This window comes from Microbacterium sp. 77mftsu3.1, from assembly GCF_900100525.1.
Taxonomy (GTDB): Bacteria; Actinomycetota; Actinomycetes; order Actinomycetales; family Microbacteriaceae; genus Microbacterium; species Microbacterium aquilitoris.
The window spans coordinates 399,840-422,736 of record NZ_FNCR01000001.1 but is presented as its reverse complement, the minus strand read 5'-3'; the positions used below and the strand labels follow the sequence as shown (position 1 = coordinate 422,736).

19 protein-coding genes are annotated in these 22,897 nt (G+C 71.5%); 12 read left to right on the top strand and 7 right to left on the bottom strand.

Annotation, left to right across the window (positions count from 1 at the left end; genetic code table 11):
* Window position 1 precedes the first annotated feature (1 nt).
* The gene (locus BLR68_RS02230) at window positions 2-1,597 is read right to left on the bottom strand and encodes a dolichyl-phosphate-mannose--protein mannosyltransferase (RefSeq protein WP_018188399.1); all 1,596 of its coding nucleotides are present in this window, start codon (window positions 1,595-1,597) and stop codon (window positions 2-4) included.
* 23 nt (window positions 1,598-1,620) lie between these two features.
* Between BLR68_RS02230 and rsmI the strand changes: the two genes are divergently transcribed.
* Window positions 1,621-2,451 (top strand): 16S rRNA (cytidine(1402)-2'-O)-methyltransferase, encoded by an 831-nt coding sequence (gene rsmI, locus BLR68_RS02225; protein ID WP_018188398.1) that lies wholly within the window; start codon window positions 1,621-1,623, stop codon window positions 2,449-2,451.
* Here the strand turns inward: rsmI and BLR68_RS02220 are convergent.
* The 4 genes from BLR68_RS02220 to BLR68_RS02205 form a co-directional block, all read right to left on the bottom strand.
* Window positions 2,441-3,370: a sugar ABC transporter permease gene (locus BLR68_RS02220; protein WP_018188397.1), complete on the bottom strand. Its 930-nt coding sequence runs from the start codon at window positions 3,368-3,370 to the stop codon at window positions 2,441-2,443. The genes rsmI and BLR68_RS02220 overlap by 11 nt on opposite strands.
* On the bottom strand, window positions 3,370-4,977 hold the full coding sequence (locus BLR68_RS02215) for an ABC transporter permease subunit (RefSeq protein ID WP_018188396.1): 1,608 nt from the start codon (window positions 4,975-4,977) through the stop codon (window positions 3,370-3,372). Before BLR68_RS02215 ends, BLR68_RS02220 begins: the two co-directional genes overlap by 1 nt.
* Before the next feature lie 67 nt (window positions 4,978-5,044).
* Window positions 5,045-6,292 (bottom strand): sugar ABC transporter substrate-binding protein, encoded by a 1,248-nt coding sequence (locus BLR68_RS02210; protein WP_018188395.1) that lies wholly within the window; start codon window positions 6,290-6,292, stop codon window positions 5,045-5,047.
* A 143-nt stretch (window positions 6,293-6,435) separates the two neighbouring features.
* Window positions 6,436-8,457, bottom strand: coding sequence for a beta-galactosidase (locus BLR68_RS02205; protein WP_018188394.1), 2,022 nt, complete (start codon window positions 8,455-8,457; stop codon window positions 6,436-6,438).
* Between the two features lie 187 nt (window positions 8,458-8,644).
* Here BLR68_RS02205 and BLR68_RS02200 point away from each other — a divergent pair, with 187 nt between their 5' ends.
* The 3 genes from BLR68_RS02200 to BLR68_RS02190 all read left to right on the top strand — a co-directional run bounded on the left by BLR68_RS02200 (window position 8,645) and on the right by BLR68_RS02190 (window position 12,182).
* The gene (locus tag BLR68_RS02200; RefSeq protein ID WP_018188393.1) at window positions 8,645-9,658 is read left to right on the top strand and encodes a LacI family DNA-binding transcriptional regulator; all 1,014 of its coding nucleotides are present in this window, start codon (window positions 8,645-8,647) and stop codon (window positions 9,656-9,658) included.
* 65 nt (window positions 9,659-9,723) lie between these two features.
* Window positions 9,724-11,292, top strand: a complete 1,569-nt coding sequence (metG, locus tag BLR68_RS02195) for a methionine--tRNA ligase (RefSeq protein WP_018188392.1) — start codon at window positions 9,724-9,726, stop codon at window positions 11,290-11,292.
* Complete coding sequence (locus BLR68_RS02190) at window positions 11,289-12,182, top strand: TatD family hydrolase (RefSeq protein ID WP_018188391.1); 894 nt, start codon at window positions 11,289-11,291, stop codon at window positions 12,180-12,182. Before metG ends, BLR68_RS02190 begins: the two co-directional genes overlap by 4 nt.
* Here the strand turns inward: BLR68_RS02190 and BLR68_RS02185 are convergent.
* The gene (locus tag BLR68_RS02185) at window positions 12,161-13,198 is read right to left on the bottom strand and encodes a LacI family DNA-binding transcriptional regulator (protein ID WP_018188390.1); all 1,038 of its coding nucleotides are present in this window, start codon (window positions 13,196-13,198) and stop codon (window positions 12,161-12,163) included. The two genes, BLR68_RS02190 and BLR68_RS02185, sit on opposite strands and share 22 nt — an antisense overlap.
* On the bottom strand, window positions 13,195-14,466 hold the full coding sequence (locus BLR68_RS02180; protein ID WP_018188389.1) for a glutamyl-tRNA reductase: 1,272 nt from the start codon (window positions 14,464-14,466) through the stop codon (window positions 13,195-13,197). Before BLR68_RS02180 ends, BLR68_RS02185 begins: the two co-directional genes overlap by 4 nt.
* Before the next feature lie 59 nt (window positions 14,467-14,525).
* On the opposite strand from BLR68_RS02180, the gene hemE reads away from it, so the two are divergent.
* Genes hemE through hemL form a run of 8 tightly spaced genes read left to right on the top strand, consistent with a single transcriptional unit; the run spans window position 14,526 to window position 22,884 of the window.
* A complete protein-coding gene (gene hemE, locus BLR68_RS02175; RefSeq protein WP_371129973.1) occupies window positions 14,526-15,647 on the top strand; it encodes a uroporphyrinogen decarboxylase in 1,122 nt (373 codons plus the stop codon).
* Window positions 15,644-17,005, top strand: a complete 1,362-nt coding sequence (locus tag BLR68_RS02170; RefSeq protein WP_018188387.1) for a protoporphyrinogen/coproporphyrinogen oxidase — start codon at window positions 15,644-15,646, stop codon at window positions 17,003-17,005. The genes hemE and BLR68_RS02170 overlap by 4 nt, the downstream gene beginning before the upstream one ends.
* A complete protein-coding gene (gene hemQ, locus BLR68_RS02165) occupies window positions 16,995-17,681 on the top strand; it encodes a hydrogen peroxide-dependent heme synthase (protein ID WP_018188386.1) in 687 nt (228 codons plus the stop codon). The genes BLR68_RS02170 and hemQ overlap by 11 nt, the downstream gene beginning before the upstream one ends.
* Window positions 17,678-18,916 carry a ferrochelatase gene (locus BLR68_RS02160; protein WP_018188385.1) on the top strand — a complete coding sequence of 413 codons (1,239 nt, stop codon included), beginning with the start codon at window positions 17,678-17,680 and terminating at the stop codon, window positions 18,914-18,916. The genes hemQ and BLR68_RS02160 overlap by 4 nt, the downstream gene beginning before the upstream one ends.
* Complete coding sequence (gene hemC, locus BLR68_RS02155) at window positions 18,913-19,824, top strand: hydroxymethylbilane synthase (protein WP_026302994.1); 912 nt, start codon at window positions 18,913-18,915, stop codon at window positions 19,822-19,824. Before BLR68_RS02160 ends, hemC begins: the two co-directional genes overlap by 4 nt.
* On the top strand, window positions 19,821-20,591 hold the full coding sequence (locus BLR68_RS02150) for a uroporphyrinogen-III synthase (RefSeq protein WP_018188383.1): 771 nt from the start codon (window positions 19,821-19,823) through the stop codon (window positions 20,589-20,591). Before hemC ends, BLR68_RS02150 begins: the two co-directional genes overlap by 4 nt.
* Window positions 20,588-21,583, top strand: coding sequence for a porphobilinogen synthase (gene hemB, locus BLR68_RS02145; RefSeq protein WP_018188382.1), 996 nt, complete (start codon window positions 20,588-20,590; stop codon window positions 21,581-21,583). The genes BLR68_RS02150 and hemB overlap by 4 nt, the downstream gene beginning before the upstream one ends.
* The gene (gene hemL / locus BLR68_RS02140) at window positions 21,580-22,884 is read left to right on the top strand and encodes a glutamate-1-semialdehyde 2,1-aminomutase (RefSeq protein ID WP_018188381.1); all 1,305 of its coding nucleotides are present in this window, start codon (window positions 21,580-21,582) and stop codon (window positions 22,882-22,884) included. The genes hemB and hemL overlap by 4 nt, the downstream gene beginning before the upstream one ends.
* The last annotated feature ends 13 nt before the right edge of the window (window positions 22,885-22,897 follow it).

Genomic DNA, 22,897 nt, shown 5'->3' with positions numbered 1-22,897 from the left:
GTCAGACCCATCCGCGCAGCCAGTTGTGCAGCCAGTAGAACTCGTACGGCACGCGGATGGCGGCCCAGAGGGGGTACCAGAACACCGACAGCGCGACGACGAGCGCCAGGACGAGGAGCACGATCCGGCGCGCGACGATCCGACCCGTCGCATCGATCCGGCCCGGCGAACCCCACAGGGCGCGCAGCGCGAAGGTCAGCGCCAGCACCATGAACGGGAGGATCAGGACCGTGTAGAACTGGAAGATCGTGCGATCGGGGTAGAACAGCCACGGCACGTACGAGGCGCCGACGCCGACGATCACGACGGCTGCGCGCCAGTCGCGGGTGCGGACCCCGTGGACGGCGATCCAGAGGACGGCGAGCACGCCGAGCCACCACAGCAGCGGGTTCGGCATCGAGTACAGGATCTCGATGCACCCGCGGGCGCTCGCGCATCCGTCGACGGTGTTCGCGGTGTTCCCGACGTACATCGAGGTGGGGCGGAGCAGGAGCGGCCACTGCCAGGCGGGGCTCGCGTACGGATGCGTCGAGGTGATCTCGGCCGTCGCGGTGTAGATCGTCTCGTGATAGTGCCAGAGGTTCTGGAAGGGCGGCGGGACCCACGACCAGAAGCCCTGCGCCGGGGTCGCGTCGACGTCGTGACGGCCGTACCCGCCGTCGGTGGTCAACCACCCGATCCACGTCGAGAGGTAGACGACGACGGCGACCGGCACGAGCAGGAGGAACGACGCGGCGCCCTGGCGGACGGCATCCGCCGGCCAGAAGTAGACGCCCAGGCGGCGCCGGGCGAGCGCGTCGCTGACGACGACGTACAGGCCGAGCGCCCCGAGGACCCATGCCCCCGACCACTTGACCCCGCACGCCGCACCGCCGGCGATGCCCGCGGCGACCAGCCACGGCCGGCCCCACAGGACCGGACCCCACCACGAGACGCGGCCCGCGGCATCCCGTCGGAGCATGGCCCGGGCGAGGCGGTCGAGGTGACGCCGCCGGTCGAGGAGGACGAACCACACCATGAGGAGGACGAAGAACGTGAGCAGGATGTCGAGGATCGCGACCCGGCTCATGACGATCGCGAGCCCGTCGATCGCCATCAGCCCCGCCGCGACCGTGCTGAACGCGATCGACCGGATCAGCTGCCACGCGATCAGATAGAGGACGAGGACGGCGAGGGTGCCCGCGAGGGCCACGGCGAAGCGCCAGCCGAACGACGAGGTCGGGCCGAACAGGGCCATGCCCGCACCGATGAGGTACTTGCCGAGCGGCGGATGCACCGCGAAGCTCGGCTCCCGCGTGTAGATGCCGGTCTCACCGTCGGCGAAGCGCTGGTCGGCGCCGTCGGGCCACGTGGCGGCGTAGCCGAGGTTCCACTGACTCCAGGCATCCTTCACGTAGTACGTCTCGTCGAAGACGATCGCGTGCGGGTGGCCGACGTTCCACACCCGCAGGATGCCGGCGAGCAGCGTCACGAGCAGGGGTGCGAGCCAGCGGGCCGCCGGATGACGGAGGATCCGGCCGCGCCAGGCATCGATGCGGACGTCGAGGCGGGGCCGCAGCGGGGCCGCGGGCAGCAACGGTTCCGCGGTCGAGCTCACGGCGACCAGCCTATGCTGGGGCGGTGCTGATCCTCGCCGCGACCCCGATCGGAAATCTGGGCGACGCGACCGGGCGCCTGCGCACCGCCCTCGAGGACGCGACGATCGTCGCCGCCGAGGACACCCGCACCACCCAGCGCCTGCTGCAGGCCCTCGGCATCGAGAATCGGCCGCGCCTCATCGCCCTGCACGACCACAACGAGAAGCAGCGCGCCGCGGAGCTCGTCGCGCTCGCCGCGACCGAGGACGTCCTGCTGCTGAGCGACGCCGGGATGCCGACGGTCAGCGACCCCGGCTATGCGGTCGTCGCGGCCGCCGTCGAGCAGGGCGTGGACGTGACGGCGCTCCCGGGTCCGAGCGCCGTGATCACCGCGCTCGCTCTCGCGGGCCTCCCGACGGACCGATTCACGTTCGAAGGCTTCGCGCCCCGCAAGGCGGGGGAGCGGCGGACGGTCTTCGGCGCCCTGGCCTCCGAGGCGCGCACCATGGTCTTCTTCGAGGCGCCGTCCCGTCTCGCCGACACGCTCGCGGCCATGGCCGAGGCGTTCGGGGTGGGCCGTCGCGCGGCCGTCTGCCGCGAGCTGACCAAGCTGCACGAGGAGGTCGTCCGCGGCCCGCTCGGCGAGCTGGCGGAGTGGGCCGCCCAGGGCGTCCGCGGCGAGATCGTCGTCGTCGTGGAGGGGGCGAGCGTCCGAGCCGTCAGCGAGGACGACGCCGTCGCCCAGGTGCAGGCGCTCGTGGCTTCCGGCATCCGGTTGAAGGATGCCGCCGGCGAGGTCTCGCGAGAGACGGGACTCCCCTCGCGAGACCTCTACCGTGCCGCCGTCGCGGCGAAGAAGCCGCTCAGCCCTTGACCGAGCCGGCCGTCAAGCCGCCGACGATGTAGCGCTGCAGCGACAGGAACAGTGCCAGCACGGGGATCGAGGCGAGGATGGCCCCGGCGGCGAACAGACCCCAGTTGCTTGCGAGCTGGTTCGAGACCCACTGGAACATGCCGACGGCGAGGGTCCAGTTGTCCTCCGAGACGAGGACGATCTTCGCGATGATGTAGTCGCCGAATGCCGCGATGAAGGCGAGGAGGCCGACGACGGCGAGGATCGGGGTCACGAGCGGCATGATGAGGCGCCAGAAGATCTGGGCGTGGGTGGCGCCGTCGATCTTGGCCGACTCGTCGATCTCCATCGGGATCGTGTTGAAGAAGCCGTACATGAGGAAGGTGTTCACGCCCAGCGCGCCACCGAGGTACACGCAGATGAGAGCGATCTTCGAGTTGAGCCCGAGGACCGGGAACACCTCGCCGAGGGTCAGCAGCATCAGGAAGATCGCGACGAACGCGAGCGCCTGCGGGAACATCTGGACGATCAGGAGCGCCGTCAGGCTGATCCGCCGGCCGGAGAACCGGAATCGCGAGAAGGCGTAAGCAGCCGCCGCGCCCATGAGGACCGCTCCCGCCGCGGACGCGCCGCCGACGAGGAGCGTGTTGCCGTACCAGGCCCAGTAGCTCGTGTCGGCGAGGGCGGCGTAGTTGCCGATGTCGATGACGGAGAACAACGCGTTCGCCGCGGACAAGGTGCCGTTCGGATTGAACGACGCCGACAGGACGTACACGAGCGGGAACATCGCGTAGAAGAGGAGCCCCGCGGCGATCAGGTACTTCCAGCCGACCTCGAGCACCCAGCGCTTGCGCTGCGCGGGACGCAGGGCGGCGGTGCGAGTCGCGGACGAACCGGTTGTGATCGTCGCGGTGGTCGCGGCGGGGGAGGGAGCGGACATCACTGGTACTCCTCGAGCTTCTTGGTCTGACGGAATGCGAGGGCCGACACAGCGCCCACCACGACGAACACGAGGATCGACAGGGCGCTCGCGAGGCCGTAGTCGGCCTTGCCCCCCGAGACCCCGGAGATGTCGTAGATCGCCGAGATGAGGATGTCGGTGTACCCGAGTGCATACGGTGCGCCGGGGATCGCGGGCCCGCCGGCGTTGAACATGTAGATGATCGTGAAGTTGTTGAAGCTGAACGCGAAGGACGAGATCAGCAGCGGCGCCGTCGACACGAGCACGAGCGGCAGGATGATCGCCCGCAGCTGGCGGAACCGGCCCGCCCCGTCGATCGACGCCGCCTCGAGCGCATCCTGCGGAAGAGCCTGCAGAGCGCCGGTGCACACGAGGAAGTAGTACGGGTAGGTGAGCCAGACGTTCACGAAGAGCACCGCGCCGCGCGCGAGCCACGGATCCCCGAGCCAGTCGATGTTCGCGCCGCCGAAGAAGAGTTCGTTGATGACGCCGAACTCCGCGTTGAACATGCCGCGGAACAGCAGTGCGGACATGAACGCCGGGAACGCGTACGGGAGGATGAACAGGGTCCGGAGGATCTTCCGGCCGCGCACCCGCGGATCGTTGAAGATGAGTGCGAAGACGAGCCCCATCGCGAACGGGATGAGGACCGACAGCACCGCCCAGACGAAGGTCCAGCCGGTGACGAGTCCCAGCGTCTCGAGGATCGTCGGGTCGGTGAACAGCTTCACGAAGTTGTCGAAGCCCACGTTCACGACCCACCCGGTGGGGAGTGTCGTCCCGTCGTCGGCGACGAAGTTGCCGGTGGGGCTCGCGGTGTAGACGAGACCCGTCGCACTGTCGGTGATCGTCTGCGTCTCGGCATCCCAGGTCATCGTGGACTGGTACACCGCGCCGCTGGACCCGTCGCGAGTGCGGATCGAGCCGTCGTTGGGATCGTCCGAGACGGGGACGCGGAGGTCGATGACGGCCTGCTGCGTCGCCTGGTCGCCGATGATCTGGTTGCGAGGGACGACGGACCAGCCGGGGACCTCGGTCGCGGCGCCCGAGGCGGGAGCGGGGCCGACCGCGCTGAGCGGGTCGTCGGCGGAGCCCGCCAGGAGCTGGCCGTCCTCGACGACGGCGAAGCCGAGGTCGCCGCCGCGTTCGACGACGGTGAGGGGGAGGGTGGGGGCACCCTCGACGCGGCGCTCCCCCTGGGCGAGCGAGGCGGCGACCGCCTGCTCCTGCGAGCCGATGTGGCCGGCGCCGTAGTTCGTGAAGGCGATGTACCCCGTGTACAGGAAGATGAACACCTGGAACACGAGCAGGAACGACAGTCCCGGCAGCAGGTATTTCAGCGGGAGTGCCTTCTTGGTGAAGTAGACGACGTCGGCTGCGAGGAGCAGCGCCAGGGCGACGCCGAACACGATCCAGGACTGTGCCTGGAACGCGGCGATGATGCCCAGCAGGCCCACCGCGTTGATGAGGCCCATCAGCACCAGCTTGACCAGGAAGCCCCAGCCGAGGCCTGACCAGCGCCGGGCGTGGGACTCCGCAGCCGGCGGTGCGTCTTCCGGCAGGGTGGGGCTCTGCAGAGCCGTCATGTCATCTCCCTCTCGAGGAAAGTGGTCTCCGGGGGCGAGGCGTCGCAGCCCCGCCCCCGGAAGCGTGTCAGCCGATGGTCTTCTCGAGGTCGGCGACCATCTTGGTCCAGGTCCCCTTCGGGTCCGCACCCTTGATGACCTGCACCTGAGCGGCGTTCCAGAGGTCCCAGACCGAACCCATCTCAGGGATGCTCGGCATGGGCACACCGTTCTTCGCCGAGGCGGCGAAACCGGCGATCACGGGGTCGGACGAGACCTCCTCGGCCAGGTCGGACCAGGCCGGGATGCGGGGGTCCGCCTCATAGAGGGCCTTCTGCGCCTCGTAGGTCGCGAGGTACTTGGTGACGAACTCCTGCGCAACGAGGGCGTTCGCACTCTCGGCGCTGATGTAGAAGCCCTGCACGCCGACGAACGGGGATGCCGTCTCGCCCCCGGCCGACGGGATCGGGTTGACCTTGATCTTCGCGCCCTGATCGGTCAGCGCCTTGACGGCCCAGGGACCCTGGATCGTGTACGCGGCCTTGCCCGAGGCGAACAGCTCGTTGTTGGTGTCGTAGTCGATCGTGGTCGAGATCTCGCCCGAGCCCTTTTCGCCGTGCTCGCCGAGCCACGTGGCGAATGCGGTACCGGGCTCGCCGCCCATGCCGACGTCCTTCGTGTAGGACCCGGAGGAGTCCTGCACGAACACCGGCGCACCGAACGAGGTCTGGAGCCCGTACATCGTGTACGCGTCGCCCTTTGAGCTCTCCGTGTTGATGACGAACGGACGCTCGGCGCCCGACTTGGTGCCCGCCGCGATCATGTCGTCGAAGGTCGCGGGTGCGTCCTCGCCGACGAGGTCGGTGTTCTGGACGAGCGCGACGCTCTCGAGCGAGTAGGGCAGACCGTAGGTCTGGCCGTCGTACGTGAACGCGTCGGTCGCGACCTTCTCGAACTTGGAGGCGTTCTCGCCGAGGTCGACGGTCGCCACGACACCCGCCTGCACGAAACCGCCGAGCCAGTCGTGCGCGCCGATCGTGATGTCGGGCCCCTTGCCCGTGGGCACCTGGTTGGTGAAGTCGTTGCGGATGTCGCCGAAGTTCTTCTGGACGAGATCGATCTTCGCGCCGGTCTCCTCCTCGAACGTCTTCGCGGCGGCCTTAATGGCGGGCTCGCGGTTCTCGTCGGTCCAGACGGTGAGGGTCACGCCGCTTGCGTCGATCGGAGCCGCTGACTCCGACTGTGCCGGGGTGGTGGTGCTGCTGCCGCCGGCGCAACCGGCCAGCAGGAGGGAGCCCGCCGCCAATGCGGCGATGCCGATACCCATCTTGCGCATGGATCTTCCTTCCGGGTGTGGTCGATCCGGCGGGCCTCTGGCGAGGTCGCGCCGTCACGACCGGTGTGTGATCGTCGCGGCCGGGTGGCTGCGACGGCTTTTCTCTCAGTGCGTTCGACGGTGTCCCGTCGCGAGTCGATCGGTCATCGATCGCCCCGGTGGGCTGTGTGCGCCAGGCGGACGACGGCGACGTCGCCTCCTGCCAGCACCAGCGTGTCCCGGACGTCGGCCTGCGTGAGCAGGTCGGTTCCGGTGGTCGTGAGCGACACCTGTTCGGTGCCGTGGTTGATCGCGACGAGGTAGTCGGAGTCGGCTCCTCGGCGCACGATCGTCTCCACGCCGTCAGGCGTGCCGGGCACGTCGACACCCGCGTCGGCGTAGACCTCGCGCATGATCGCGCGGAGGCCGTCGGCATCCGGTCGGGTGCTGATGTACCAGCCGACACCGTCACCGTGGGCGTTCCGCGTCACGGCGGGACGGCCCTCGGCAGGCCCGGCGGTGTAGGTCGCGCGGACGTCGGCGGTGGTGACGACGAGATCCTCCTGCCAGATGTCGGCAGCGAAGACGTGATCGTCGACGCGGATGCCGGTGACGTGTCCCTCGCGCAGGGGCAGGTGCTCCTCGACGCGGACGCCCAGAGCGTCCGCGAGCACGGCGCCGTAGCCGCCGGGGTGGACGGCGTCGTTCTCGTCGACGACGGCGGAAAAGAACGACACGACGAGCGTCCCGCCCTGGGAGACATAGGCGGTGAGGTTCGCGGCATCCGCTGCGGTCAGCAGGTACTGCGACGGGACGACGACGAGACGGTAGCGCGAGAGGTCGTGCCCGGGGAGGGCGAAGTCGACGGTGATGTCGTCGCGCCAGAGCCGCTCGTAGAAAGCCCTGATGCGCTCGTCGTGGCTGACATCCTCGGACGGGCGCCACTCGAGGTCCTGCGCCCAGAACGACTCGAAGTCCCACAGGACGGCGACGTCGGCCTCGACGCGCGAGCCCTGTACCTCGGCCAGACGGCCAAGCTTCGCTCCGAGGTCCACGACCTCGCGGAAGACACGCGACTCGGTACCGGCGTGCGGCAGCATCGCGGAGTGGAACTTCTCGGCGCCGGAGCGTCCCGCGCGCCACTGGAAGAAGAGGATGCCGTCGGCTCCGCGCCCGAGGTGGCTCAGCGAGTTCCGGGTCATCTCACCGGGGCGCTTCGCGACGTTCCGCGGCTGCCAGTTGACGGCGGAGGTGGAGTGCTCCATGAGGATCCAGGGCTTGCCGGCTCCGACGGAGCGGCTGAGATCGGCGGCGATCGCGAGGCCGATCTCGCCCTCCTCGTCGGCCGCCCACAGGTAGTGGTCGTCCGAGACGATGTCGACCTCGTCCGCCCAGGCCCAGAGGTCGACGCCATGGTGCTGGTTGGCCATGAAGTTCGTCGTGATGGGCTGCGAGGCGTGCTCACGGATCGCGGCCTTCTCGATGCGGAAGCACTCCCGCAGCATCTCGTCCGTGAACCGCGCCCAATCGAGCTTCTGCGCGGGGTTGATGGTCGACGGGGCGGCGGCGGGTGCGCCGACGTGGTCCCACTCCTCGTAGTGCTGCCCCCAGAACGCGGTGCCCCAGGCGGCGTTGAGGCCGGCGATCTCGCCGTACTTCGCCTGCAGCCAGAGACGCCAGGCCCGGACGGAGTGCGGGGAGAAGTCCTCGCCGACGGGCACGCCGTACTCGTTGTGGATGTGCCACAGCACGACGGCCGGGTGATCGCCGTAGCGCTCGGCGAGAGCGCCGGCGATGCGGGCGATCGCTGCGCGGTACTCGGGCGCCGAGTGCGAGACCATGCCGCGGGCGCCGAAGCCCATCGGCACGCCGTCCTTCGTGACGGTGCGGGCCTCGGGGTACTGCGCGAAGAACCACGCCGGGGGAGAGGCGGTCGGGGTGCCGAGGTCGACGGCGATGCCGTTCTCGTGGAGGAGGGCGATGATGTCGTCGAGCCACGCGAAGTCGAACTCGCCCTCGCGGATCTCGAGGAGACCCCACGAGAAGATGCCGATGCTCACCATCGTGACGCCGGCGTCGCGCATGAGCCGCACGTCCTCGTCCCACACCTCGCGGGGCCACTGCTCCGGGTTGTAGTCACCGCCGTAGGCGATGCCGTCCAGATGCGGCCAAGCGGGGGTCGTCATGGTGCGAGAGCCATCCTCATCGATCGGGCTCCGTCCCCGTCGCGCCTCCGAGAGGCGACTGGGACCGGTAACAGGTTCGTCACGGAGTCTATGCGGGATGCCGCGCCCCAACCGGCCCCCGTTACCGGATTGTGACCGGTCCCAGTCCCCGTCCGAGCGGAGGGCGCCCGGGGTATAGAGTCGGCGCGTGGTCCTCCCCTCCGAGCGCAGGCGTCCCACCATCCGCGACGTCGCGGAGGTCGCGGGCGTCTCGCACGGCACCGTCTCGCGGGTCATCAACGGCGGTCGCTGGGTGTCGGAGGAGTCCCGTCTCGCGGTCGAGGCCGCCATCCAGGCCACGGGCTACACCGTCAGTCATGCCGCGCGGGCCCTCGCCACGGGCCGGGCGAACTCAGTCGCGTTCCTCCTGACGGAGCCGCAGCACCTCCTGTTCGCCGACCCCACCTTCGCGTTGCTGCTGCGCGGCGCGACCGAAGCCCTCGCCGCTCGGGACATGACCCTCGTGCTGCTCATCGCGGAGCACCCCTCGCAGTACGCCAACATCGAGCGGTACGTCCGCGCGGGGCACGTCGACGGCGTGCTCCTCATCTCGTCGCACGAGTCCAACCCGCTCCTCGCCTCGCTGACGGCGGCCGGGGTGCCGACGGTGTGCTCGGGGGTCCCGCTCGGGGACCGCGCCCACGTCCCGACGGTGTCGGTCGACGAGGAGGGATCGGCACGGGAGATGACCCGCCACCTCCTCGACCGCGGGTACGAGCGCATCGCCGTCATCACGGGACCCGACGACACCCCGGGCGGTCGCTACCGGCTGGTGGGGTTCCGCGAGGAGATGGGCGAGAAGTTCGACCCGGCCCTCGTGGAGCAGGACGTCTACTCCAGCGTCGCAGGCGAGGCCGCCATGACCCGTCTCCTCGGGCGCGCTCCCGACATCGACGCGGTGTTCGCGGCATCCGACGTCATGGCCGTGGGCGCGATCGCCGCTCTCCGCAAGGCCGGACGGCGCGTGCCCGAGGACGTCGCGGTCGCGGGATTCGACGACTCGGGCCTCGCGGCGACGACCGACCCGCCGCTCACCACGATGCGTCAGCCGTGGACCGAGATCTCGCGCCGGATGGTCGAGGTCCTCCTCGACGTCGTCGACGGGGGCGCCGGCGGATCGATCGTGCTGCCCACGACGCTCGTGCCGCGCGCGAGCGCCTGAGCCTCCGAGGGCGGAGCACCCGTCATGAACGACGGCCGGTGCCGCGCCGCCCGTAGAATCTCCAGGTGACTTCCGGCGGCTCCTTCTACATCACCACCCCCATCTACTACCCGAGCGATCTGCCCCACATCGGGCACGGGTACACGTCGGTGGCGGTGGACGCTCTCGCGCGCTGGCACCGCCAGTCGGGGGACGACACCTGGATGCTCACCGGCACCGACGAGCACGGGCAGAAGATGCTCCGGGCCGCGACCGCGAACGGCGTCACGCCGCAGCAGTGGGTCGACAAGCTCGTCGAGGAGTCGTGGTTCCCGCTCCTGCGGACCCTCGACGTCGCCAACGACGACTTCATCCGCACGACGCAGCCCCGCCACGAGGAGCGCGTGAAGACCTTCGTGCAGGCGCTCTACGACAGCGGCTACATCTACGCGGGCGAGTACGAGGCGCTGTACTGCGTCGGCTGCGAGGAGTTCAAGCCCGAGGCCGAGATCGTCGACGGCACCGGACCGTTCGAGGGCCTCAAGGTGTGCGCGATCCACTCGAAGCCGCTCGAGCTCCTGCAGGAGAAGAACTACTTCTTCAAGCTCAGCGAGTTCCAGGACCGGCTCCTCGAGCTCTACAAGACACAGCCCGACTTCGTGCGTCCGGACTCGGCGCGCAACGAGGTCGTCTCGTTCGTCCGATCGGGCCTCAAGGACCTGTCGATCTCGCGCTCCGCGTTCGACTGGGGCATCCGCGTGCCGTGGGACGACTCGCACGTCATCTACGTGTGGGTCGACGCGCTGCTGAACTACGCGACCGCCGTCGGGTACGGCGACGACCCCGAGCAGTTCGAGCGCCGCTGGCCGGCCTACCATGTGGTCGGCAAGGACATCCTGCGCTTCCACGCCGTCATCTGGCCCGCCATGCTGATGGCCGCAGGGCTCGAGGTCCCGAAGGGGATCTTCGCGCACGGCTGGCTGCTCGTCGGCGGCGAGAAGATGTCGAAGTCGAAGCTCACGGGCATCGCGCCGACCGAGATCACCGACGTCTTCGGATCGGATGCCTACCGCTACTACTTCCTCTCGGCGATCGCCTTCGGCCAGGACGGCTCGTTCTCGTGGGAGGACCTCTCGGCGCGCTATCAGGCCGAGCTCGCGAACGGATTCGGCAACCTCGCCTCGCGCACCGTCGCCATGATCGGCCGGTACTTCGACGGCGTCGTGCCGACCGCCGGCGAGCCCACCGAGATCGACCTCCGGGTGCAGCGCACGGTGGCGGAAGCAGCGACCGCTGCGGATGCCGCGATGACCGCGTTCCGCCCCGACGAGGCCATCGCCGCCATCTGGCGGATCGTCGACGACCTCAACGGGTACATCACCGAGAACGAACCCTGGGCGCTCGCCAAGGACGAGGCGAAGCGCGAACGGCTGTCGACCGTGCTCTACACGGCCGCCGAAGGGCTCCGCGCCCTCGCGGTCCTGCTGTCGCCGGTCATGCCGCAGTCGACCGCGACGCTCTGGGACGCCCTGGGCGCCCCCGGCGAGCTCACCGCGCAGCCGCTCCGCGAGGCGGGCACGTGGGGCCAGCTCCCCGCGGGCAGCCGGGTGAAGACCCTCGCGCCGCTGTTCCCGCGCGTCGAGCAGACGGCATGACGACCGACCCCACCGACCCGAGCGGCTACGTCCGCCAGCGCGAGCAATCCGCCCGGGACGTGCGCTGGCCGGACGCCCCGGAGCCCCTTCCGGTCGCCGTCTACGACAACCACGCGCACCTCGAGATCGAAGACGGTGACGAGCCGCGCGGTCTCGACGAGCAGCTCGCCCGCGCAGCCGCGGTCGGCGTGATCGGCGTGGTCCAGGCGGGCGGCGACATCGACTCCTCCCGCTGGTCCGCGTGGGCCGCGGCATCCCACCCCGCCGTGCTCGCCGCGGTCGCCATCCACCCGAACGAAGCGCCCGCCTACGAGCGGGCCGGCCGTCTCGACGAGGCGATCGCCGTCATCGACGAGCTCGCGGCGCAGCCGCGCGTGCGGGCCGTGGGCGAGACGGGTCTCGACTTTTTCCGGACGGACGAGAGCGGCATCCCCGCGCAGATCGAGAGCTTCGAGGCGCACATCGACATCGCCAAGCGCCACGGCATCGCGATGCAGATCCACGACCGCGACGCCCACGGGGCGGTCCTCGAGACCCTCGAGCGCGTCGGCGCCCCGGAGCGGACCGTCTTCCACTGCTTCTCGGGCGACGCCGACATGGCGCGCTACAGCGCCGAGCGCGGGTACTGGCTGAGCTTCGCCGGCAACGTGACGTTCAAGAATGCTCAGAACCTCCGCGACGCCCTTGCGGTGACCCCGCGCGAGCGGATTCTGGTCGAGACCGACGCGCCCTTCCTGACGCCGACGCCCCACCGCGGACGCCCCAACGCGCCGTACCTGGTGCCCGTCACGGTGCGCTTCATGGCGGCCGAGCTGGGGATGCCGGTCGACGAGCTCTGCGCGCAGCTCGCGCAGAACACGCTCGAGGTCTACGGGGCTTTCAGCGACTGAGCCCGCTTCGGCCGAGGCTTCCGCCTCGAGTCGATCGTGAGGGGCGGCCGCGTCGTCGACCCCGGCACGAGTTCCCAGGGCAGGTCGACGACCCGTGGTGCGTCGTCGAGGAGCGCCGCGGGCAACGTCTCGAACATCGCCTCGGCGGCGAGGTCCGGGCGGATGCAGACGTGCGTCACGCCGAGCCTGCGGTTGACCGCGCAGTCGGTCGTGCAGAGGGCGACGAGCTGCACGTCGCGGGGGATGACGAGGCGCATCTCCTCGAGCTGCAGGTAGACGTCGGGGCCGTCCTCCGCGCCCGCGAAGATCGCGTCGGCGCCGTCGGCGAGGGCGTCCGTGAGCAGGCGCGGGAGAGTGCGGCGGGACGCATCCACCGCCCGGACGAGGGGCTCGCGCCCGCGGACCGAGCTCCAGATCTCGTAGGCGGCCCGGCCGATCTCGTCTCGAGGCTGTCGGCCGTCCTCGGTGAGGAAGACGATGCGCTGGGCGCCCGCCCGTTCGAGCTCGTCGAGCCCCGCCCGGACGGCCGCGTCGTAGCCCGTGCGGATGCTGAGCCCCCGCGAGCCGTCGACGAACTGGTCGTCCGCGACGATCGGGATGCCGCGGGCGATCGCCGCGTGCAGCAGGGGCTGATTGCCGCGGGCGTCGGGAACGTAGAGCGCGTCGAGGGTCGTCCCCGAGATGAGGTCGGGGTTCGAGTCCGAGAGGACTGTGACCGTGAACCCGTGCTCCGCTGAGGCGCGGACGAGCGAGATGAGCTTGCGGGCACGCTGGAGCTCGCCGCGTCGATCGCTCTGGGGGTCGTCGACCATGACGAAACCGACGGTCATGGTCCGCCCGCTCCGGAGTGCGGCCGCGTGACGGTTCGGGACGTAGCCGAGTTCGGCGGCGAGCGCCTTGATCCGCTCGCGCGTCTCGGGGCGCATGCTGCCGCGGTCGTTGAGCGCCTGGCTGATGGCCGCCGTCGACACGCCGGCGGCGCGCGCGATGTCCTTCAGCGTGACGCTCGGACTCACGGCTGTTCGCCCTCGTCCGGGGAGATGCCCTCGCGGGTGCCCGGCAGCACCGTGCGGATCGCGTCGGCCCAGTCGGCACCCGCCCCCGACGACGCGAGCGTGTGACCGCGGGCGATGAGCTGGTGTAGGAGGACGCCGGAGAAGTGGCGGAGCGCCGTCTCCACCTCGGGGGAGTCGCCGCGGCGACGGGCTCGGGTGAGTTCCTCGTCGAGGACACCGTGGACGAATCCGCGGAGGTCGACGACCGACGGCGCGACCTCGTGGACCCGTCGGGCCGCGGCGTGGCGCTGAGCCGCGGCCTGGACGATCTCGCGCGCCTGACCGACGGTCTCGGCCTCGTCGACGGGCGCGTGCAGGCGGATCGTCTCGAGGTCGAGGAGCTCGACACCGGGGAGGAGCGCCACCTCGGGGTCGACGTTGCGGGGGAGGCCGAGGTCGATGACGACCTGCGCCGCCGTACTGCCGGCGCGGGCGGTCGCGTGCGAGAAGGCTTCGAGGGCGAACGTGTCGGTCGTCGCGGTGCAAGTCACGACGACATCGGCGGCGGCGGCCTCGGCCGCATAGTCGTCGACGCTCACGTGGACGAGGTGCTCGCGGTTCGCGAAGCGCTGACGACCCGACCGGGAGTGGACGCGGATGTCGGTGGCCCCGACCGCGCGGAGGGCGGCGAGTGCAGCGGCGGCGTAACGACCCGTGCCGACGAGCAGGACGCGGGCGGTGTCCCAGTCGACGCGGGAGCTCACCAGGTCGACCGCGAGACGGACGAGCGAGCGGCCGGATTCACCCAGCCGCGTCGTGTTCTTCACGGCGCGGGATGTCTCGGTGGCGCGCTGGAAGAGGTGCTCGAGGGGAGCGGTGGTCAGTCCGCGCCCGCGGGCCGCCTCGAGCGCGCGGCGCACCTGGCCGGCGATCTCGTCCTCGCCGACGGCGACCGAGTCGAGGCCGGAGGCGACGGTGAAGAGGTGATGGGCGACCTGATTGCCGTGGGCGAAGTCGACGTTCTCGCGGAGAGCCCGGTAGTCCATGTCGGCGGCGCCGGCGATGGCCTCCATCGCGGCATCCATCGCGGGGACGGGGGAGGCGAGGTCGGGCTCCTCGGCGAGGTCGAAGTAGGCCTCGAAGCGGTTGCAGGTGGCGAGGACCACAGCGCCGCGCACCGAGTCGTGGACCGCGGACAGACGCTCTGCGAGGTCGTCGCCGACCGTCGAGAGCCGCTCGAGTGAGTCGAACGGTGTGGAGCGCTGATGCGCGGTCAGGCAGACGAGCACGGTGCGGAGAACCCCCTTGGATCGCGACTAGTATATCGATTAACCGATTCGAGGAGTTCATCATTCCCGGCCTCAGCCACCCCCTCGTCGCCGCACGCACCCGCGAGTCGCGGCTCGTCCGCGCACTTCTGGGCGACCGCCCCGACATCACCCCCGTCTGGTTCATGCGCCAGGCGGGTCGTTCGTTGCCGGAGTACCGTGCGCTGCGGTCGCAGGGGACGATGATCGAGGCCTGTCTCGACCCCGCCCTGGCGAGTGAGATCACGATGCAGCCGGTTCGCCGTCACGGCGTCGACGCGGCGATCTTCTTCAGCGACATCATCGTGCCGCTCGCCCTCCTGGGCGTTGACGTCGAGATCGCCGCGGGCCGCGGTCCCGTCTTCTCCCAGCCGCTGCGGACCGCCGCCGACATCGCCCGCACCACGGCGATCGATCCCGCGCTCGTGACCGAGCGCGGCGAGGCGATCGCGGATGCCGTGGGCCGGACGACCGCCATGCTCGCCGACCTCTCCGAAGAGCGCGGTGAGCCGCTGCCGCTCATCGGGTTCGCCGGGGCCCCGTTCACCCTCGCCGCCTACCTCGTCGAGGGCGGTCCGTCGAAGGATCACCTCGCGGCCCGGCGCCTCATCCATGAGGACCCGGCCGCATGGCGGGACCTCACGATGTGGCTCGCCGAGGTCACCGGCCGCTTCCTCGCCCTCCAGATCGAGGCGGGCGCGAGCGCGGGCCAGCTGTTCGACTCGTGGGCGGGTGGCCTGAACCCCGATGACTACCGCGCATCGGTGCTCCCGGCATCCGTCGCCGCGCTGCAGCACGCGCGATCGCTCCCGCTCCCCGAGGGCGTCGATCGCCTGCCGCTCGTGCACTTCGGTGTCGGCACCGGCGAGATCCTCGCCGACATGGCCACCCCCGACATCGACGCGCTCGGCGTGGACTACCGGGTCCGCCTCGCCGACGCGCGTCAGCGCATCGGGCGCGACCTGACCTTGCAGGGCAACCTCGATCCCGCGCAGCTGTTCGCCCCCGAGGCCGTGCGGACGGCAGAGGTCCACCGCATCCTCGAGGACGGCCTCGCCGCGCGCGCACACGTCTTCAACCTGGGTCACGGCGTCCCCATGGAGGCCGACCCCGATGCGATCTCGGCGGTGGTGCGGACGGTCCACGACTGGCGGGCGCCGTGACCCACGAGGCGACCCACGACGTGATCATCGTGGGTGGCGGTATCGCCGGTCTGACGATCGCGTGGGAGCTCGCGCGGGCCGGTCGTGACGTCGTCCTCCTCGAAGCATCCGACGACGCCGGGGGGATGCTGCGACGCGGCGTGGCCGCGGGCCTCGAGGTCGACCTCGGCGCCGAATCCTTTGCCACACGCACGACGGGCGTCGCCGATCTCGTCGCCGACGCGCGGCTGCCCGTGCAGCTGGTCGAACCCGCCCCCGGGGGAGCGCACGTCGCTTTCCGCCGCCGGTCCGGCCGGGTGGACCGCGCGCCGCTGCCGCGTCGGGCGCTCGTGGGCATGCCCGCGGAGCCTCTCGCGGCCGACGTCGTGCGCATCCTCGGTCGTCGCGGTGCCCGACGGGCGGCCCAGGAGCGCCTCCTGCCGACGCCCGTCGGCGCCGAACCGTCGCTCGCCGAGCTCACGACCAGCCGCTTCGGCGCACGTGTCACGGCGAGGTTGGTCGAGCCGCTGTGTCGGAGCGTCTACTCGCAGAGCGCGGAGTCCGTCCGGCTGTCCTCGCTTCACCCCGTGCTGTGGGAGAAGGCGCAGGCCGCCGGTTCGCTGACCGCCGCCGTCGATGCGCTCGCGCCCGCCGTCCGTGCGGGGTCGGCCGTCCGCGGGGTCGAGGGTGGCCTGTGGCGTCTCGCCGCCGAGCTCGAGGCGGTGGCGCTCCGCGCGGGCGCGGTCATCCGCACGGGGACGCCGGTGCGTGCCGTGACCGCGACCTCCGTCGACCTCGGCCACGAGACCCTGTCGGCCGCCTCCGTGGTGATCGCGACCGGGCCGACCGCCGCCGCCGAACTCCTGGGCGTCGACGTCGCACTGGCGCCGCCCGTCGGGCTCGTCGTCGCCGAGGTTGCCTCGGACGGGTTCGACGCCTTCCCCGTCGGGTCGGGCGTCATCGCGGCCCCCGAGATCGACTGCGCCGCGAAGGCCCTGACCCACGTCGACGCGAAGTGGCAATGGGCCGCCGCAGCGCTCCCCGCCGGGTCTCACCTCGTGCGGCTGTCCGCTCGCGAGGGCCGTCACGACGAACTGACGGATGCCGCCGGTGCCGCCGCCGCGATCCGCACCCTGACCGGGGTCAGGGTCTCGCCGGGGGACGTCCGCCGTGTCGTCCCCGTCTCGTGGCCCGACGCCGTCGCGACACCGCCCGTCCGCCAGGCGGTCGCCGCTGCGGCGGCGGAGCGCGGCATCCGTCTCGCGGGAGCCGTCGCGGCCGGGACCGGGCTCGCCTCGGTCATCCCGCACGCGCGCGCCCTCGCCTGCGGCCTCACCACCCCTCCCACCCCCTCCGAAGGAGTACGTCATGTCCACTGACGAGACGCCTGATCCCGGCCTCGGCTACACCCTGTTCGCGATCCTCGCGGGACCGCGTCCGCGCATCGGCACACCGACGGCGGGCGACCTCGACGCGCTGCGCGCCGTCGCGGACGGGCTCGCTCCGGACGGCGTGACCCTGCGCGGGCTCTACGACGTGACCGGCATGCGGGCCGAAGCCGACCTGATGGTCTGGCTGCACGGCGAGGACCCCGCCGCCCTCCAGAAGGCGCTCCGGCAGCTGCGTCGGACCGCCGTCCTCGCATCCTTCACGAACGTGTGGAGTGCGATGGGCGTGCACCGCGAGGCCGAGTTCAACAAGCGCCACGTCCCCGGGTACCTCCGCGGCGAGCACGCGCGCGGGTGGCTCTGCCTCTACCCCTTCGTCCGCAGCTACGAGTGGTACCTGCTCCCCGAGGAGGACCGTTCGCGCATGCTGGCCGAGCACGGCCGCAAGGGCGCCGTCTTCCGCGACGTGGTCGCGAACACGGTGTCGACGTTCGGGCTCAGCGACTACGAGTGGCTGCTGCCGCTCGAGAGCGACGACCCGATCAGCCTCGTCGACATGATGCGCGAGCTCCGGGCCACCGACGCGCGACGTCACGTCCGCGAAGAAGTGCCGTTCTACACCGGGCGGCGCGTGGAGATCGACGAACTGGCGGAGGTCCTGTCATGAGTGCAGAGAACATCGGATCCGTGAACCCGGAGTTCCGTCCCAAGCCGCCGCGCGCGCACGGCGTGGTCGTCGCCGAGGGCGCCGTCATCCCGAATGCGTCCGAGGGCGCGCGGGCGGGCGATCCGCATGCCACGATCCCCGTCGACTACGACGGGATCCTGCTGCTGGGCTTCGGCGGGCCCGAGGGTCAGGACGACGTCATCCCGTTCCTCCGCAACGTCACGGCGGGCCGCGGCATCCCGGACGAGCGTCTCGAGGAGGTCGCGCACCACTACCGCCACTTCGGCGGGGTGTCGCCGATCAACGAGCACAACCGCGAGCTGAAGGCGGCGCTCGATGCCGAACTCGCGGCCCGCGGACTCGACCTGCCCGTCTACTGGGGCAACCGCAACTGGATGCCGTACGTCACCGACGCGATCGACGCCGCCGTCGCCGACGGGCGGCGGAAGCTCCTCGCCATCGCCACGAGCGCCTACAGCTCGTACTCCTCGTGCCGGCAGTACCGCGAGGACCTCGCGGACGCCGTCGAGGCCACCGGGCATCAGACCGACGTGCAGATCGACAAGGTGCGCCAGTTCTTCGACCACCCCGGCTTCGTCGCGCCCTTCGTCGACGGGATCCGAGCGGGCATCGCCGAGCTCGCCGAGCGCGGCATCACCGACCTCGCGAACGAGGTCGAGATCCTGTTCTCGACCCATTCGATCCCGACCTCCGACGCCGACCGCTCGGGTCCGCCCGAGCGCGGATTCGGCCCGGGCGGCGCGTACGTCGCTCAGCACCTCGCCGTCGGCGAGGAGATCGTCTCGCGGCTCGGGTTCCCCGGCGCCTGGCAGCTCGTCTTCCAGAGCCGGTCCGGCCCGCCGCAGGTGCCGTGGCTCGAGCCCGACATCAACGACGCGATGCAGGACCTGCCGGGCCGCGGCCGCAAGGCCGTCCTCATCGTTCCGCTCGGGTTCGTGAGCGACCACATGGAGGTCATGTGGGACCTCGACACCGAGGCGATGGAGACCGCGGAGGAGCTCGGCCTCGTCGCCGTCCGCACCGCGACCCCGAGCACCCACCCGACCTATGTCGCGGGCCTCGTCGACCTCGTCGAGGAGCGCCTCGCGGGCACGCCCGCGGCCGAGCGCCCCGCCGTGACGGACCTCGGTCCCTGGTACGACGTCTGCCGTCCCGGCTGCTGCGAGAACAAGCGGCTCGGCTTCCAGCCGGCGCTGTCGGGCGTGGCACCGTGACCTTGCGCCTGGGGACCCGGGCGAGCCTGCTGGCCACGACCCAGTCGCAGCAAGTGGCGGATGCCGTGGCCGCGGCATCCGGTCGAGACGTCGAACTCGTCCCCATCACCAGCGAGGGCGACGTCCTCACGGGGCCGCTCGCGCAGATGGGCGGCACGGGTGTCTTCGCCACGGCCCTTCGCGACGCGCTGCTGCGGGACGAGTGCGACTTCCTCGTGCACTCGATGAAGGACCTGCCGACGGCGCCGTTCCCCGGCATCGTCGTGGGCGCCGTGCCGGTCCGCGCCTCGCAGCGTGACGTCCTGCACTCCCGCGACGGGCTGTCGCTCGACGAGCTGCCCGCCGGCGCCCGCGTCGGCACCGGCTCGCCGCGCCGCGTCGCCCAGGTGCTCGCGCGGCGCCCGGATCTCGTGGTCGAGGGCATCCGCGGCAACGTCGACAGCCGCCTGCGCAAGGTCGCCGACGGCCAGTACGACGCGATCGTCCTCGCCGAGGCCGGCCTTCGCCGCATCGGCCGCGACGCCGCCATCACGCATGTGCTCGACTGGCCGACGTCCGCCGCGCAGGGTGCGCTGGCCGTCGAGATCCGCGACGGGGATGCCGCCGTCGCCGACGCCGTGCGCCTCATCGAGGACGCCGACACGGCCCTCGCCGCGAACCTCGAACGCGCCGTGCTGCGCCGGCTCGAGGCCGGCTGCGCCGCCCCCGTCGCGATCGACGCAGAGCATCACGGCGACACCGTGACACTGATCGCGCACGTCTACGCCGAGGACGGCCGCCGCTCGGTCGCCGCCTCGCGGCTCCTCGATCCGGACGTCGACGTCGATGCGGCTGCGGCCGACGTCGTCGCCGAGCTGCTCGAGGGCGGTGCCGCCGACCTCGCCGACCTGGCCGGGTCGTCCCGATGACGGGCGGCCTGCACGGCGCTCGCGTCCTGGTGCCTCGCGCCGGGGCGTGGGGGGAACGCGTCCGCGTCGACCTGCACGCCCGGGGCGCGGAGGCCGTCGTCGCCCCCCTCATCTCGTCGGCGCCGCCGCGCGACACGGCCGCCCGAGACCGCGCGTTCACGGCCCTCGCCGACGGTGCCTACGCGTGGCTGTTCGTCACGAGCGCCGCGAGCGTCGAGCAGCTCCGCCAGCATGCCGTCGCGATCCCCGCGACGACCCGCATCGCCGCCGTCGGTCGTGCGACGGCCCGCGCCGTCGCCGACGCGGGCTGGGAGGTCGACTTCGTCCCCGCCGGCGCCTCCTCGGCGACCGCCCTTGTCACCCAATGGTGCGCCGATCGGACCCCGTCGACGACGGGCCGCGCGCTCGTCGTCCGGAGCGATCTCGCGCAGGCCGTCGTGAGCGACGAGCTCGACGTCCGCGGATTCGGCGTCGACGTCTGCATCGCCTACCGCACGGTCGGGGTCGACCTCGACCCCGCTGTCGCCGACGGGCTCCGCTCCGGCGAGATCGACGTCGTGCTCCTCACCTCGTTGAGCGTCGGCCGGGAGCTCCGGAGGCAGGTCGGGATCCTCCCGGCATCCACTCTCGTCGCCTCGATCGGTCCCGGCACGACCCGCGACGCCACGGCCCTCGGTTTCACCGTCGGCCACACCGCCCAGAGCCAGAGCATCGACGCGTTGATCGCCGAGCTCGACGCCCGCGTCCCCTCGGAGAAGTCCTCATGACCTCGTTCCCCACCCGCCGCCTCCGCCGCCTGCGCGGCACGCCCGCGCTCCGCCGCCTGGCCGCCGAGCACCACCTCGTCCCCTCGCAGCTCGTGCTGCCGGTGTTCGTGAAGGAGGGCATCGACTCCTCGCAACCCATCGCGAGCATGCCGGGCGTGTCGCAGCATCCGCTCGACGCGATCGCCGACGTCGTCGACGAGGCGGCCGCCGCCGGCATCGGCGGGATCATGCTCTTCGGCGTGCCCGCCGTCCGCGACGCGGTCGGCAGCGGCGCGACCGACCCCGACGGCATCCTGAACCGGGCGATCGCCGTCGCGGCGCGCGCCGCCGCGGGCCGTCTCACCGTGCAGGCCGACCTGTGCCTCGACGAGTTCACCGACCACGGCCATTGCGGCCTGCTCGCCGCCGACGGCTCGGTCGACAACGACGCGACCCTCGAGGTCTACGCCGAGATGGGCGTCGCGCAGGCCCGCGCCGGCGCCGACGTGCTCGGCCTCTCGGGGATGATGGACGGCCAGGTCGCTGCGGTCCGCGCAGGACTGGATGCCGCCGGCTTCGCCCACGTCGCGATCCTCGCCTACTCCGCGAAGTACGCCTCCGCCTTCTACGGCCCCTTCCGCGACGCCGTCGAGTCGACGCTGCAGGGCGACCGCCGGACGTACCAGATGGACCCCGCGAACGCTCGGGAGGGCGTCGAGGAGGCTCTCGTCGACATCGCCGAGGGCGCCGATGTCGTCATGGTCAAGCCCGCCATGCCGTACCTCGACGTGCTCGCCCGCGTCTCGGACCGCTCGAACGTACCGGTGTGGGCGTACCAGGTGTCGGGGGAGTACGCGATGATCGAGCACGCCGCCGCGGCGGGCCTGATCGACCGCGAGCGGGCCATCGGCGAGAGTCTGCTGGGCATCCGCCGGGCCGGCGCCGACGTCATCCTCACCTACTGGGCCGTCGAGGTCGCGCACTGGCTGCGCGCCGGGAAGGGTCTCGCATGAGCCGCAACCAGGAGCTGTTCGACCGTGCCCGCGGAGTGATCCCCGGAGGTGTCGACTCGCCCGTCCGCGCCTACGGGTCCGTCGGCGGGACGCCGCGGTTCATGGTGTCTGCGCAGGGCGCCTACGTGACGGATGCCGATGGCCGGGACTACGTCGACCTCGTCGCCAGCTGGGGGCCCGCCCTGCTCGGCCACTCGCACCCCGCCGTGATCGACGCGGTCGTCGAGGCCGCCCGCCGCGGACTCTCGTTCGGCGCGCCGACGGCCGCCGAGACCGAGCTCGCCGAGGAGATCCGCACGCGCGTCCCCGCCGCGGAGAAGATCCGCCTCGTCTCGACCGGCACCGAGGCGACGATGACGGCGATCCGCCTCGCGCGCGCCGCGACCGGCCGCGACCTGCTCGTCAAGTTCGCCGGGCACTACCACGGTCACTCCGACGGCCTGCTCGCGCAGGCCGGCTCGGGTCTCGCGACCCTCGCCCTGCCCGGATCGGCGGGCGTCCCGGCGGCCATCGCGGCGCAGACGCTCGTCATCGGCTACAACGACCGCGCCGCCGTCGAGGAGGTCTTCCGCGCTCACGAAGGCCGGATCGCCGCGATCATCACCGAGGCCGCCGGCGCCAACATGGGCGTCGTGCCCCCGGCATCCGGATTCACGGCGTTCCTGTCGGAGATCGCGCACCGCAACGGGGCGCTCCTCATCAGCGACGAGGTGCTCACGGGCTTCCGGTCGTCGCGCTCGGGCTACGCCGGCGTGCTGGATGCCGCGGGGGAGCACGTCGTCCCCGACCTCATCGCCTTCGGCAAGGTCATCGGCGGCGGGCTCCCCGTCGCCGCCGTCGCCGGTCGCGCGGACATCATGGACCTCCTCGCCCCGACCGGTCCGGTGTACCAGGCCGGCACGCTGTCGGGGAACCCGGTCGCCGTCGCCGCGGGACTCGCGACCCTGACGCACGCCGACGACGCGGTGTACCGCACGCTCGACTCTGTCGCGCACATCGTCGCGGACGCGGCATCCGCTGCGCTGACGGATGCCGGGGTGCCGCACGTCGTGCAGTGGGCGGGGACCCTGTTCAGCATCTTCTTCGGCGAGTCCGTCGTGAACGGCGTGCCCGACTACGCGACGGCGACGTCGCAGGATGCCGACGCCTACGGACGGTTCTTCCACGCGATGCTCGAGGGCGGCGTCTCGCTGCCGCCATCGGCCTTCGAGGCGTGGTTCGTCACGGCCGCGCACGACGACGCGGCGATCGGCCGGATCCTCGACGCGCTGCCCGCCGCCGCGAAGGCCGCGCGCGGCTGAGGACGCGGGGCTA